Raw genomic sequence first — 13,792 nt, forward strand, 5'->3', positions numbered from 1 at the left:
TCACACCGCGGGCTCCGGCTCGACCGCCGCGGGCTCGGGTCCGGCCGTCATGGATCCCTCCTCGGCGAGCAGCGCCTCGTCGGGCCCCGGTTCCCTCGGCGGCACCTTGCGGAAGTGGAACAGCAGACACACCACCGCGGCGAACAGGTACCCCAGGGCGACCTGGCCGTCGACGTTCCAGCCGACCTTCGCCCCGTGGATCAGCCCGACGAAGGACAGCACGGCTCCCGCCGCGCAGTAGATCGCGGCCTTGTCGAACTCCCGGTCGATCAGGAACACCACGATGGCGCCCAGGATCAGCCCGGCCAGCACCGCGCCGTCCCCGAGCAGCATCAGGCCCTTGTAGATGACCCCCGAGTTGACCAGCGCGCTCTCCGGGACCGAGCCGGGCGTGGTGACGGTCGGCGGGACCAGCACCCCGTGGGCCGAGAAGTCGACGCTCTGGTAGCCGACCGCCGACAGCACGTCGGCCATCTGCCCCTGCGCCCAGGAGGCGACATTGGGGATGATCGCGATCATCACCGCCGCCGCGTGCGCCCTGGGCACCGCCTGGAACGCCTGGGCGCCGATCAGCAGGCCGATGTAGAGCAGGATCGGCACGATCGCCGGCAGCGGCAGCACCGCGCCCAGCAGCCCGAACATCCCGGTGAAGCAGAGCACCGCGATCACGATGCCGCTGGCCATCGAGTAGCTGGTACGGCCGCCGGCCGCCTTCCAGCCCGGGTGGCCGATGTAGACGGCCGGCGGGAAGGGCGAGCCCAGCGCCGCGCCGACGATGGCGCCGGTGCCGTCGGCGAGCAGCACCGAGCGGAGGTTGTAGTTGTCCCCGGCGACCGAGGCGCTCTCCACGTTGGTCATGCCCTCGGTGAAGTTGTAGATGCCCAGCGGGATGGCCGTGGACAGCAGCGGCCCGATGTGGCTGATGCCGGTGAACAGCAGGTGGAACTGGAAGGTCGGCAGGCCGACGGCGATGTCCTTGGCCGCCAGCGACACGTCGGCGGTGTGCATGAAGCCGCCGGCCCAGCCGATCGCGGTGCCCACCAGCAGCGCGGCGAGTCCGACCGGCATGTTGCCGGGCAGCCGCAGATTGGTGAAGAACCCGATCAGGATGATCATCAGCACCGGCAGTGCGATCCAGGCCTGCTCCCACATCTGCCCGGCCGGGCGCATGGAGATGAAGGCGACCGAGATGCCCGCCAGCGTGCCGAGCAGCGCGGCCCGCGGCGTCCAGCGGCGGATGTAGGGACCGACGAACGCCCCGATGACGACGATCACGCCGATCACGAACGCCCAGGCCAGCCCGGCCTCCCAGGCCCGGATCGGGTCCTTGGTGGCGAGGTAGGTGGGCAGCATGATCACGAAGGTGACGATGAACATGTGCGGAACCGAGGGGCCGTAGGGCATCGCCGCCACGTCGGTGCGGTTCTCCCGGCGGGCCAGCCGGCGCGCCAGGTAGGTGTAGTAGACGTTGCCGATCAGCAGTTCCACGCCCAGGGCCGGCAGGATGGTGTGGTAGACGCTGTGGCTGGGGATGTTGACGACGCCGATGACCAGGCCGGTCAGGACCAGCACATTGACCAGGACGTTGAAGCCCAGTCCGAAGAAGGCGTTGGTGTCGCCGGGCACCCACCAGCGCAGGGCCGGCGGTGGATCGGCTGCCGACGCGGACGCCGGGGCAGGGGTCAGTGTGGACATGGCAGACTCCGTGGGGTGAGAGGTGCCGTGCAGGACGTGAGGTGACGGACGGTCAGCGGGCGGCTGCGGCCGGGCTGATGGCGACCGGACTGATCGCGGCGCCGCCGCCGAGCGGGGCCAGGGCGGCCAGGTAGTCCGCGGAGGAGGCGGTCCAGCCGAAGATGCCGCCCTGGGCGGAGATCATGGCCAGCCCCGCCTGCTGGAACTCGGGGAAGTAGGAGCCGACGCAGTCCGAGAGGACCAGGCAGTCGAAGCCCCGGTCGTTGGCCTCGCGCACCGTGGTGTGCACGCAGACCTCGGTGGTCACCCCGGTGACCACGAGCTGGGTGATGCCCGCGGCGGCCAGGACCTCGCCGAAGTCGGTGCCGTAGAAGGCGCCCTTCCCCGGTTTGTCGATCACCGGCTCCCCGTCCACCGGGGCGAGTTCGTCGATGATGTCGTGGCCGTACTCGCCGCGCACCAGGATGCGGCCGTTGGGGCCGGGGTCGCCGATGCGCCGGGTCGGCGCACCACGGTTGAGCTTGCTCGGCGGGCAGTCGGACAGGTCGGGCAGGTGCCCCTCCCTGGTGTGCAGCACCGGGAGCCCGAGGGCCCGGGTCGCGGCGAGCACCGCCCGCAGCGGGTCGATGGTGCGCCGCAGCATGCCGACGTCATTGCCCAGGGACTCGCCGAAGCCCCCCGGTTCGAGGAAGTCGCGCTGCATGTCGATCAGGACCAGGGCCATCGCGGCAGGATCGAGCGGGAACGGCCCCGGCAGTGCGGACACCGGCAGCGCCGGTGCGGAATGTGCAGGCATCTGAGCCCTCCTGACGGAGAATCACGAGCCGTGCTGTTGCGAAGACTGTCGGGGCATCGGTTTTCCGGGCGGAGTCCAGGGCGTGAAGAACTGGTTACCGCCGAATCCAGGCCTGGATACAGCCCTGGATTCGGCGGTAACGGCGTCGGGGGCTCAGCCCACCGAGGAGTAGGCGATGATCCCGCGCCGGATGCCGTCCACCGCCTTGCGCGCGGTGGCGCGCACCGTGCCGCCCTCCGGGGCGGCGTTGGCGATCTGGCCCAGCACGTCGATCAGCTGGCGGGTCCAGCGGACGAAGTCGCCGGCCGGCATGTCCGCCTCGCGCAGCACCGCGTCCAGCGGATGGCCCGAGGCCCAGCGGAACGCCGTCCAGGCGAAGCCCAGGTCGGGTTCGCGCTGGCCCACGTTGTCCTCGGCGGCGAGCTTGTGCTGCTCCTCCAGGGCGTCCAGGTGGCCCCAGAGCCGCACCATCTCGCCCAGTGCCTCGCGGGCCCCGCCGTCCGGGAGCTTGGGGGCGCTGCCCTCGTCGTCGCCGCGCCGCGACTCGTACACCAGCGCCGAGGCGCAGGCCGCCAGTTCGGCCGGGGTCAGCCCCTCCCAGACCTCCTCGCGCAGGCACTCCGAGGCCAGCAGGTCCAGCTCGCCGTAGAGCCGGGCCAGCCGCCGGCCGTCCTCGGTGACCGTGTCGCCGCGCAGGTAGCCGAGGTCGGTCAGCAGCGCGCAGACCCGGTCGAAGGTGCGGGCGATGGTGTGGGTGCGGGACTGCATCCGGCGTTCCAGCTGCATGGTGTCGCGCTTGAGCCGCTCGTAGCGCTCGGCCCAGCGGGCGTGGTCCTCGCGCTCGTCGCAGCCGTGGCAGGGGTGCTGCCGCAGCGCGGTCCGCAGCCGGGCGATCTCCGGGTCGTCCGCGGCGGCGGCCCGGCCCCTGCGGACCCGGGCCGGCTCGATGTGGCCGGCCTTGGTGCGCAGTGCCGAGGCCAGGTCGCGCCGGGACTGCGGGCTGCGCGGGTTGAAGCTGCGCGGGATCCTGACCCGCTCGATGGCCTCCACCGGCACCGGAAAGTCGATCATCGCCAGCCGCTTGACCTGGCGCTCGGCGGTGAGCACCACCGGGCGCGGGCCCTCGCTGTGCTCGTGCCGGTGCCCGTGCCTGCTGCTGACCGGCGGGATGCCGGGGTCCAGCACCAGGGCCAGCCCGGCGAAGCGGCCGGTGGGGACGTGGATCACGTCGCCCGGCTTCAGCTTCTCCAGCGAGTCGGCGGCGCTGGCCCGGCGCTGGTTGGCGCCCTCGCGGGCCAGCGCGTTCTCCCGGTCCTTGAGCGCGCGGCGCAGCCCGGAGTACTCCTCGAAGTCCCCCAGGTGGCAGTTGACCGCTTCGCGGTAGCCCTCCAGTCCCTCCTCGTTGCGCTGCACCTGGCGGGCGATGCCGACCACCGAGCGGTCCGCCTGGAACTGCGCGAAGGAGGTCTCCAGCAGCTCGCGGGACTTGTGCCGGCCGAACTGGGAGACCAGGTTGACCGCCATGTTGTAGGACGGCTTGAAGGAGGAGCGCAGCGGATAGGTGCGGGTCCCGGCCAGACCGGCCAGCGCGGCGGGGTCCAGGTTGGGCTGCCACAGCACCACCGCGTGGCCCTCGATGTCGATGCCGCGCCGCCCGGCGCGCCCGGTGAGCTGGGTGTACTCACCGGGGGTGACGTCGGCGTGGGTCTCGCCGTTCCACTTGACCAGCTTCTCCATCACCACCGAGCGGGCCGGCATGTTGATGCCCAGCGCCAGCGTCTCGGTCGCGAAGACGGCCTTCACCAGGCCGCGCAGGAACAGCTCCTCGACGACCTCCTTGAAGGTCGGCAGCATGCCGGCGTGGTGCGCGGCGACCCCGCGCTCCAGCGCGTCCACCCACTCGTAGTAGCCGAGGACGTGCAGGTCCTCGCTGGGGATGCTGGCGGTCCTGGCCTCGACCAGGGCCCGCACCTCGGCCCGCTCGGCGTCGTTGTTCAGCCGCAGCCCGGAGTGCAGGCACTGCTGCACCGCGGCCTCGCAGCCGGCCCGGCTGAAGATGAAGGTGATCGCGGGCAGCAGGCCCTCGGAGTCCAGCCGGTCGATGACCTCGACCCGGCTGGGCGTCCAGGCCCGGCCCGGACGGCCGTTGGACATGCTGCGGCCCCGGCCGCGCTTGTCGAAGCGGTCCTTGCCGCCGTAGCGGCGGTCCTGCTCGGCCCGGGCCAGCCGGACCAGCTCCGGGTTGACGTCGGCCTCGCCGCCCCGGTTGCCGCCGCCGTCGCGCTTGCGGCCCGAGGCGCGCTCCTCGGCGACCCGGGTGGTGAACAGGTCGTACATCCGGTTGCCGGCCAGCACGTGCTGCCACAGCGGGACCGGGCGGTGCTCGGAGACGATGACCTTGGTGCCGCCGCGGACGGTGTCCAGCCAGTCGCCGAACTCCTCGGCGTTGGAGACCGTCGCCGACAGCGAGACCAGGGTGACCGACTCGGGGAGGTGGATGATCACCTCCTCCCAGACCGCGCCGCGGAAGCGGTCGGCCAGGTAGTGCACCTCATCCATGACCACGTAGCCGAGGCCGTTCAGGGTCTGCGAGCCGGCGTAGAGCATGTTGCGCAGCACCTCGGTGGTCATCACCACCACCGGGGCCTCGCTGTTGACCGTGTTGTCGCCGGTGAGCAGGCCGACCTTGTCCGGGCCGTAGCGCTTGACCAGGTCCGCGTACTTCTGGTTGGACAGCGCCTTGATCGGCGTGGTGTAGAAGCACTTGCGGCCCTCGGCCAGCGCCAGGTGCACCGCGAACTCGCCGACGATGGTCTTCCCGGACCCGGTCGGGGCCGCGACCAGCACCCCGGAGCCGGCCTCCAGCGCCTCGCAGGCCTCGATCTGGAAGCCGTCCAGCGGGAAGTCGTACAGGGCGCGGAACGCGAACAGGGCGGTGGCCTGCTCCTTGGCCAGGCGCCGGGAGGCGGCGTAGCGCTCGGAGGGGCTGAGCTCGTCCGAGGGGCCGAACTCGTCCACTGCGTGGTCATCAGGAGCGGCGGAGGTCATCGCGGCACCTTCCTCCCGGGTCGGGCGCACGGGAGCGCGATGGGCGGTGCCTGCGTCTGCGGCGCCTGAGCGTTGGTCTGTCGAACCGTGGTCATCGATCTGCATCTCCCCCAGAGGCTACCCGGAGGAACTGACACTTGACCCAGCCATTTATTCGAGCCGGATCAGGCCTGCCGGATCAGGTGATGTCGTCCATCCGCTCGCCCCGCGCGGCCGGCACGGAGGCCTCTTCCTCGTCCGGGTGGTAGACCATCGGCTCGGCGTGCGCGAACTCCTCGGCGGAGACCGTTTCGGCGCGGACGTCCGAGGGGGTCAGGTCCAGGGAGGAGGCCACGTTGTCGTCCAGCAGGCTGTCCGGGTCCTCGACCGCCTTGCGGCGCGCCCTGGCCCGGTCGTGCAGCGTGGTGACGGCGAGCGCGAGGACGAACAGCACGCAGATCGGGACGCCCAGCACCATCATGGTCAGCGGGTCACCGGTCGGCGTGGCCACGGCGGAGAACACGAAGATGCCGAAGACGATGCCGCGCCACCAGCTGCGCAGCTTGGCCGCGCTGAGGATGCCGGCGAAGTTCAGGCCGACCAGCAGCAGCGGGATCTCGAAGGAGAGCCCGAAGACCAGGATCATCCGGATCAGGAAGGTGAGGAACGCTTCGCCCTGGATCATCTGCGACATGCCGCCGGGCACCAGGCTGAGCAGGATCTTCATGGCCTTGGGGAAGACCCACCAGGCGATCCAGGCGCCGGCCAGGAACAGCGGCACGGCGGTCGCGACGAAGCTGAGCCCGTACTTGCGTTCCTTCTTGTACAGGCCGGGGGCGATGAAGGCCCACAGCTGGTAGGACCACACCGGGCTGGAGAGGATCACGCCGAGCATCAGCGAGATGTCGAAGCTGAGCGACAGACCCGCCAGCGGGCCGTCGGCCACCAGCACCCCGTTGGGGCAGCCCTTGGTCGGCTGCCCGACGCCGTGCAGCGTATTGATGTTGCAGATGCCGTGGGTCAGCTGGCTGTAGACCCAGTTGTGCACGACGAATCCCAGCACGACACCCACGAACAGCGCCAGCAGCGCGATCGCGAGGCGGTTGCGCAGCTCACGGAGGTGGTCCGTGAGCGGCATCCGGCCTTCGTCGTCCCTCGGCCGCTTCTGGCGTCCGCCGGTGCGGCGTGTAATCCCCTGGGTGTCGCTCACCGTGCGGCTTCAGTCCCTGCGAGATGGGTGGATGGAGAGGGGTGCGGCCGAGCTCAGGCCTTGGAGGCGGGGGTGGGCTCCGGCGCGGGCACGGTGTCGGCGACCGGACGGGCGGTCGCGGCCTCGCCCGGGGCGGCCTGGATGGTCTTGGGCACGACGACCGACTCGGCCGTGGTGGCCTTGGCCGCCTCGGCGGTCTTGTCGTCCGACTTCATGGCACCCACCTCGGACTTGAGGATGCGCAGCGACTTGCCAAGGGCGCGGGCGGAGTCGGGCAGCCGCTTGGCTCCGAAGAGCAGCAGCACGACGACCGCCAGGATGATGATTTCAAGTCCGCGGTTCTCGAGCATGGGAATCCCTCTTCGTCGTGGTCTCTGCGCCGATAATACGCAGTGGACCTGTGGGGAGGTCCAGAGCCGGAGCATAAGTTGAGGTCTGGCGACCTCGTGCTTATCCTACGCGGCGCGGTCGATCACAGTATGAACGGAAGCGTACGGATCGGGAACTACGCGTGCGGCACCAGGTCCCCGGCCCGGCGGGCGACCGGCTCGGCGGCCCGCTCCAGACTGGCCGCCGCACCCGCGATCCTGCGCGCCCCCGCGTCCAGCTCGCGCGCCAGCAGCTGCACCTGCCGGTGCACCAGCAGCGCGCACCAGCCCAGGACCAGGAGTCCTGCGGTGCACAGGCCGACGGCGGCGACGATCATCCAGGGCATGCTCTGCATCCTAGGGCCTGGGGCGGGGCCGACGGTGCGGTCGGCCGGTCAGCGGACCACGTGGAGTCGCAGGGCCGGCACTCCGGCCCCGGTCAGCGCCTCGACGATGCGCTCACCGGCCCGTTTGCGCACCGGCGCCTCGCAGCTCGGACAGGTGAAGGAGTAGTAGGTGCGCTCGCTGGTGCGGCCCAGCGAGAGCCGGAAGGCGTCCGGGCCCAGCTCGACCGTGCTGCGGCACTCCGGGCAGTAGGCCCGGAACCGGCTGACCGCCGCGGTCACCCCGCTGCTCCGGTGTCGGCGTAGCGCGCCAGGGCGTCGGCGGCGGTGGAGCGGGCCCGTTCGGCCAGGTCCGGCGGCTCGGTGATCCTGCCGTCCGCGCCCAGCCGCAGCGCCAACCGCAGCAGGCCGGTGGGGTCCGGGGTGCGCAGGGTGATCCGCAGGCCGCCGTCGGGGAGTTCCATCGCGTTTTCGTATGTGTAGTACTCGGTGACCCAGCGGCCGCCCGGGCCCACCTCCAGGACCACCTGCGGATCGTCCTCGGCCGGACGGACCAGCCCCTCGGACAGGTCGCGCAGCTCCAGCGGCGGCGGGTCGGAGGGCACGTCCAGGACCTTGATGTCGGCGATCCGGTCCAGCCGGAACATCCGCCGGTCCTCGGACAGCCGGCACCAGCCCTCCAGATAGGTGTGGCCCTCGGTGACCAGGCGGATCGGGTCGACCTCGCGCTCGGTCATCTCACCGCGGCCCGAGGAGTAGTAGCGCAGCCACAGCCGGCGACGCTCGGTGATGGCCCGGTCGGCGTCGGCGAAGACGCTGCCCTCGGCCTCGAAGGTCACCCCGACCCGGGCGCTGCCCTCGGCCGCGTCCCCCGCCGCGGCCTCCAGCTTGGCCACCGCGCGGGTCAGCGCGGCCCGGTCGCGCTCGCGCAGCCCGGGCAGGCCGGCCACCGCGCGGGCCGCCACCAGCAGTGAGATGGCCTCGTCCGAGGACAGCCGCAGCGGCTGGGCGACGTCGTCGGCGTTGTGCCACCAGATCCGCTCGCCGTCGGTGTCGATGTCCAGCAGGTCGCCGCCGCGGAAGCTGGTCCCGCACATCGGCAGCACATTGAGGTCGCCGACGAGCTCACGCTCGGTGATGCCGAAGGCCCGGGCCACCTCGCCGACCCGGGCGCCGGGGCGCTCGCGGAGGTAGGTGACCAGGGACAGCATCCGACGGGTCTGGTCGATGGCGTTGCTCACTGCGCGGACCCTCCAGTGGTGGCGACGGCGACTGCGGCTTCGATGCCCGCGGCGCCGGTGGAGCCGGCCACCGCGCGCAGGCGGGCGATGACGTCGGAGCGCAGTTCGGCCGGGCCGACCACGACCACGTCCGCGCCGAACTCGGTGAGGTCGGCGGCCAGGCCGTGCCCGAACGGGATCTCCAGCTCGTCCCAGTCGGCGTCGACCGGTTCCGCGTTCAGGGCCTTGGTGCGCAGCGGGAAGGCCGCGCCGCGGCGCAGCCGGATCCGGGCGGTGGCGGTCGCCCCCTCCCCCGCGAACCTGGCGACGTGCTGGCGGACGTCGACGTGGTCGGGGACCTCGGCCCGGAAGGCGTCATGACGGGCCTTGACCCGCCCGGTGATCCGGCTCAGCCGGAACACCCGGACGTCCTTGCGGTCCCGGTCCCAGCCGGCCAGGTACCAGTGGCCGTGCCAGCACTCCAGCGCCCAGGGCTCGACGCTGCGCTGCTCGGGCTGGGCCGCCCCGGACTTGCGGTAGGCGAAGGAGACCGGACGGCGGTCCCGGGCCGCGGCCAGCAGCGGTTCGAAGGCGGCCTCCCGAGCCGGGATCCGCGGCTCCAGCGCCGAATGCGCCTCTGCGCCGTCGCTCTCGGCCAGCGCGCCCCCGGCGCGCAGCTTGTGCAGCGCGCCGCTGGCCGCCCCCGCCAGCCGGGCCTGGGTCCAGACCCCGGCGGCCAGGCTCAGCGCGGCCGCCTCCTCCGCGTCCAGGGCGATCTCCGGCAGCCGGTTGCGGTCGCGCCGGGCGAGATATCCCAGCTCACCGTCGAGGGCGTTCTCGTCCACGTCGATGACCAGGCCCAGCTCGCGCAGGTCGTCCTTGTCCCGCTCGAACATCCGGTTGAAGGAGTCCTCGCTGGCGCTGTCCGCGGCCTCCCGGTACGCCTCGATGGAGTCCCGCAGCTCGCGCTTGCTCAGCGGCCGTTTGGTGTTCATCAGGCACAGCGCGAGGTTCATCAGACGCTCGGACTTGGCGATGGGCATCGCACACCCTTCCCTGGGCTCGGACATCAGATATGCCCGGCGCACACGACCGTACCGGTACCGGGCCCGACCACAAAAGCGCGGCCCCGCCCCACCCCGACTGTGGTAGAGCGGGGCCGCGCCGAGGGGCTCAGACGCCCAGCCGGTCCACGACGAAGATCAGGGTCTCGCCCGGCTTGATCGCGGGGGTCGGGCTCTGGTTGCCGTAGGCAAGGTGCGCCGGAATGACCAGCTCGCGCCGGCCGCCGACCTTCATGCCCACGACGCCCTGGTCCCAGCCCTTGATGACCCGGCCGCCGCCCAGCGGGAACTTGAACGCGGAGCCGCGGTTCCAGCTGGCGTCGAACTCCTCACCGGTGCTGAAGGACACGCCCACGTAGTGGACGCTGACGTTGTGGCCGGGCTTGGCCTCCTCGCCGTCGCCCACCCAGATGTCCCTGATCTGCAGCTCGGCCGGCGGCTCGCCGCCCGGGAAGTCGATCTCCGGCTTCTCGATGCTCAAGGTTGCTTCTCCTCGTTGCGGTCCGGGGGTCGTCCCCCCGGCTCAGGATGTACGTTACGCGGCGGCGCGCTACGCGGCGGCCAGGATGTCCACGACGAACACCATGTCGGCGTTGGCGGCGATTCCGCTGTTGGCCGGCGGGGAGGCTCCGTAGGCCAGCGTGGACGGGATGGACAGCAGCACCCGGCTGCCGACCGTCTGGCCCACCAGACCCTGGTCCCAGCCGCTGATGACCTGCTGCTGGCCGATGATCGTCGCCATGGCGCCGCTGTCCTTCCAGGACGAGTCGAACACCTTGCCGTCCGCCAGCGTCGCGCCGGTGTACTGGACGATGATGGTCTGACCGCTCAGCACCTTGGCGCCGGTGCCCTTGATCAGCACCCCGGTCTCCAGCTTGGACGGCTTCTTGGCCGCGTCCGGGATGGTGAAGGTCGCGGCCTTGCCCGCGGTCGCGTCCACCGTCGGCATCCCGGCCGGGGAGGCCACCTGGGTGCCGGTCACGTCGTCCTTGGCGCCGACCACCTGGTTGATGTCGATCACGAACACCAGGGTGTCCTTGGCAGAGACCCCGGTCGGCTCGGAGGAGGACATCTGCGCGGAGGCCGCACCGGGCGGGGCCACCACCACGACACGACTGCCGACCTTGTGGCCCACCACGGCCTTGTCCAGCGCCGGGATCATCGTGTCGGTGGGCTTGCGCACCGCCGGAGCGCCGGTCTTGGAGTAGGCCGTGTTCAGGGTCTTGCCGGTGGTCCAGTCCTCGACCGTGAAGTTGAAGATGGCGAAGTTGCTGGTGCTCACCGTGGCACCGGTGCCCTGGGTGACCGTGTGCACCACGAACTTGTCGGTCGGCTTGCCGCTCGGCAGCTTCAGCGTGATGTCCTTGCCGAAGGTCCCGCCGACCGTCGGCAGCCCGGCGGTCGTGTCCACCACTGCCGGCACCGGGACCGCCGAAGCGGAGGCGGAGGCCGCAGCGGAGGCCGTGGCCTTGGGCGTCGTCGCGTCCGCGGACTTCGACTTGGAGCCGCTGCTGCACGCAGTCAGCAGCAACGCGGGCACCAGGAGCAGCGCGGCGGCTGTGGCGGTTCGGCGCACGATCGTCCTTAGGGGTGGTGGGGGGAATGGAGCAGCGGTCCGTCCGCGCCACTCTACGACCTCTCCTTACCCGCACCACAACTACCAGGCCCCCGTGCCGTCACAATACGGACACGGGGGCCATGACAAACGAGCTGACGAGCGAGCCGACGAACGGGCCTCACATACCGGCGATCAGCTTCTCCACCCGTTCGTCCACGGAGCGGAACGGGTCCTTGCACAGGACCGTGCGCTGCGCCTGGTCGTTGAGCTTGAGGTGGACCCAGTCGACGGTGAAGTCGCGGCGCTGCTCCTGGGCCCGGCGGATGAAGTCACCGCGCAGCCGGGCCCGAGTGGTCTGCGGGGGGACGGACTTGGCCTCGAAGATCTTCAGGTCGTCGGTGACCCGCTCGGCCTGGCCCCGGTTCTGCAGCAGGTAGTAGAGGCCCCGGCGGCGGTGGATGTCGTGGTACGCCAGGTCGATCTGGGCCACCCGCGGGTGCGACATGCTGATGCCGTTCTTGGCCCGGTAGCGCTCGATCAGCTGGTACTTCATCACCCAGTCGATCTCCCGGTCCACCTTGGAGTAGTCCTCGGCCCGGATCGCCTCCAGGGTGCGGCCCCACAGGTCCAGCACCCTGGCCACGGTGCCGGTGCGGATGCCCTTGGCGTCGGCGAAGGCGCTGGCCTTGGAGAAGTACTCCTCCTGGATGTCCAGCGCGCTGGCCTCCCGGCCGTTCGCCAGCCGGACCTGCCGGGAGCCGGTGAGGTCGTGGCTGACCTCGCGGATCGCCCGGATCGGGTTCTCCAGGGTGAGGTCCCGCAGCACCGTGCCGGCCTCGATCATCTTCAGCACCAGGTCGGTCGCGCCCACCTTCAGCAGGGTGGTGGTCTCCGACATGTTGGAGTCGCCGACGATCACGTGCAGCCGGCGGTAGCGCTCGGCGTCGGCGTGCGGCTCGTCCCTGGTGTTGATGATCGGACGGGACCGGGTGGTCGCCGAGCTCACGCCCTCCCAGATGTGCTCGGCCCGCTGGCTGACGCAGTAGACCGCGCCGCGCGGGGTCTGCAGCACCTTGCCGGCGCCGCAGATCAGCTGCCGGGTCACCAGGAACGGGATCAGGATGTCGGCCAGCCGGGAGAACTCGCCGTGCCGGCCGACCAGGTAGTTCTCATGGCAGCCGTAGGAGTTCCCGGCCGAGTCGGTGTTGTTCTTGAAGAGGTAGACGTCGCCGGCGATGCCCTCCTCGTGCAGCCGCCGCTCGGCGTCCACCAGCAGGCCCTCGAGGATCCGCTCCCCCGCCTTGTCGTGGGTCACCAGCTCGGCGACGTCGTCGCACTCCGGCGTGGCGTACTCCGGGTGCGAGCCGACGTCCAGGTACAGCCGGGCCCCGTTGCGCAGGAAGACGTTGCTGCTGCGGCCCCACGACACCACGCGGCGGAACAGGTAGCGGGCCACCTCGTCCGGGGACAGCCTGCGCTGGCCACGGAAGGTGCAGGTCACCCCGTACTCGTTCTCCAGTCCGAAGATTCTGCGGTCCATGGTGTCTCCCCTTTGCCGGGCCGTACCTCACTCAGAATGTGCACGCTCGGACACAGTCCGAAACCGAAAGGAGCCGGAGGGCACGCGGTCGCCCTGCCCTCCGGCGCGAACGAGACGGGATCAGTCCTCGGCCGGGGTCTCCGGCGTCTCCTCGGGCGGTGTCTCGACAGCGGCCTCCGCCGGCGGCTCCGCCGGGGCGTCGTCCTCGTCGCCGACGGCGGTCTCGTCGCCCGCCAGCAGGCGGCCCAGCTGGCCGCCGACCAGGCGCTTGAACTTGCGCTGCTGCCAGCGGCTGCGGTCCAGGACCGCGACCTCCAGCTGATCCTGGGTCAGCGTGCGGGCCTGGCCGCCGTTCGGGTCCCTGGCCAGGCTCTCGACCGCGAGCTTCAGCGCCTCGGGCAGGGTCAGCCCCTCGGAGTGGCGCTGCTGCAGGTAGGTGCTGATGGACTCGGAGTTTCCGCCGACCGCGACGGTGTGCTGCTCGTCGACGACCGAGCCGTCCGGGGTGAGCCGGTAGATCTGGTCGTCGTGCGGGCTCTTGCCGACCTCGGCGACGATCAGCTCCACCTCGTACGGCTTCTCGCCGGTGGAGGAGAAGATGGTGCCCAGGGTCTGCGCGTAGACGTTGGCCAGGCCGCGGGCGTTGACGTCGGCCCGGTCGTAGGAGTACCCGCGGAGGTCGGCGTAGCGGACGCCGCCGATCCGCAGGTTCTCGAACTCGTTGTAGCGGCCGACCGCGGCGAAGGCGATGCGGTCGTAGATCTCGGAGACCTTGTGCAGCGCCCGGGAGGTGTTCTCCGCCACGAAGACGATGCCGTCGGCGTAGGTGAGCACGACCACGCTGCGGCCGCGGGCGATGCCCTTGCGGGCGTACTCGGCGCGGTCGGCCATGGCCTGCTGGGGTGAGACGTAGAACGGCGTCGACACCGGCTGTCGCCCCTATCTGGAGTCGATGTGAGTGGTGTAGGGA

At 71.1% G+C, this 13,792-nt stretch carries 13 protein-coding genes; all 13 read right to left on the minus strand.

Annotated features, from left to right (window positions below):
- A complete protein-coding gene (locus ABUW04_RS35770; protein ID WP_380568568.1) occupies positions 1-1,695 on the minus strand; it encodes a regulator in 1,695 nt (564 codons plus the stop codon).
- Between the two features lie 52 nt (positions 1,696-1,747).
- A complete protein-coding gene (locus ABUW04_RS35775) occupies positions 1,748-2,491 on the minus strand; it encodes a cysteine hydrolase family protein (RefSeq protein ID WP_380568569.1) in 744 nt (247 codons plus the stop codon).
- Between the two features lie 153 nt (positions 2,492-2,644).
- Positions 2,645-5,539 carry a DEAD/DEAH box helicase gene (locus ABUW04_RS35780; RefSeq protein WP_051726146.1) on the minus strand — a complete coding sequence of 965 codons (2,895 nt, stop codon included), beginning with the start codon at positions 5,537-5,539 and terminating at the stop codon, positions 2,645-2,647.
- Between the two features lie 178 nt (positions 5,540-5,717).
- Entirely contained in the window at positions 5,718-6,656 is a 939-nt protein-coding gene (gene tatC / locus ABUW04_RS35785; protein ID WP_051726145.1) for a twin-arginine translocase subunit TatC, read from the minus strand.
- A gap of 125 nt (positions 6,657-6,781) precedes the next feature.
- On the minus strand, positions 6,782-7,078 hold the full coding sequence (gene tatA, locus ABUW04_RS35790) for a Sec-independent protein translocase subunit TatA (protein WP_030260926.1): 297 nt from the start codon (positions 7,076-7,078) through the stop codon (positions 6,782-6,784).
- Between the two features lie 155 nt (positions 7,079-7,233).
- Positions 7,234-7,443 carry a hypothetical protein gene (locus ABUW04_RS35795; RefSeq protein ID WP_380568570.1) on the minus strand — a complete coding sequence of 70 codons (210 nt, stop codon included), beginning with the start codon at positions 7,441-7,443 and terminating at the stop codon, positions 7,234-7,236.
- 48 nt (positions 7,444-7,491) lie between these two features.
- The gene (locus ABUW04_RS35800; RefSeq protein WP_030260921.1) at positions 7,492-7,722 is read right to left on the minus strand and encodes a hypothetical protein; all 231 of its coding nucleotides are present in this window, start codon (positions 7,720-7,722) and stop codon (positions 7,492-7,494) included.
- Positions 7,719-8,651 carry a helix-turn-helix transcriptional regulator gene (locus tag ABUW04_RS35805; RefSeq protein ID WP_380568608.1) on the minus strand — a complete coding sequence of 311 codons (933 nt, stop codon included), beginning with the start codon at positions 8,649-8,651 and terminating at the stop codon, positions 7,719-7,721. Before ABUW04_RS35805 ends, ABUW04_RS35800 begins: the two co-directional genes overlap by 4 nt.
- A 26-nt stretch (positions 8,652-8,677) precedes the next feature.
- Positions 8,678-9,703, minus strand: a complete 1,026-nt coding sequence (locus ABUW04_RS35810) for a helix-turn-helix transcriptional regulator (protein WP_051726144.1) — start codon at positions 9,701-9,703, stop codon at positions 8,678-8,680.
- 130 nt (positions 9,704-9,833) lie between these two features.
- Positions 9,834-10,205, minus strand: a complete 372-nt coding sequence (locus ABUW04_RS35815) for an FKBP-type peptidyl-prolyl cis-trans isomerase (protein ID WP_380568571.1) — start codon at positions 10,203-10,205, stop codon at positions 9,834-9,836.
- Between the two features lie 69 nt (positions 10,206-10,274).
- On the minus strand, positions 10,275-11,300 hold the full coding sequence (locus ABUW04_RS35820; RefSeq protein WP_030260913.1) for an FKBP-type peptidyl-prolyl cis-trans isomerase: 1,026 nt from the start codon (positions 11,298-11,300) through the stop codon (positions 10,275-10,277).
- A 160-nt stretch (positions 11,301-11,460) separates the two neighbouring features.
- Positions 11,461-12,822 (minus strand): Pup--protein ligase, encoded by a 1,362-nt coding sequence (pafA, locus tag ABUW04_RS35825; protein ID WP_030260910.1) that lies wholly within the window; start codon positions 12,820-12,822, stop codon positions 11,461-11,463.
- 120 nt (positions 12,823-12,942) lie between these two features.
- Entirely contained in the window at positions 12,943-13,749 is an 807-nt protein-coding gene (gene prcA / locus ABUW04_RS35830; protein WP_380568573.1) for a proteasome subunit alpha, read from the minus strand.
- Positions 13,750-13,792: the final 43 nt, after the last annotated feature.

The sequence above is a fragment of the Streptacidiphilus jeojiensis genome (assembly GCF_042510965.1).
GTDB lineage: Bacteria > Actinomycetota > Actinomycetes > Streptomycetales > Streptomycetaceae > Streptacidiphilus > Streptacidiphilus jeojiensis.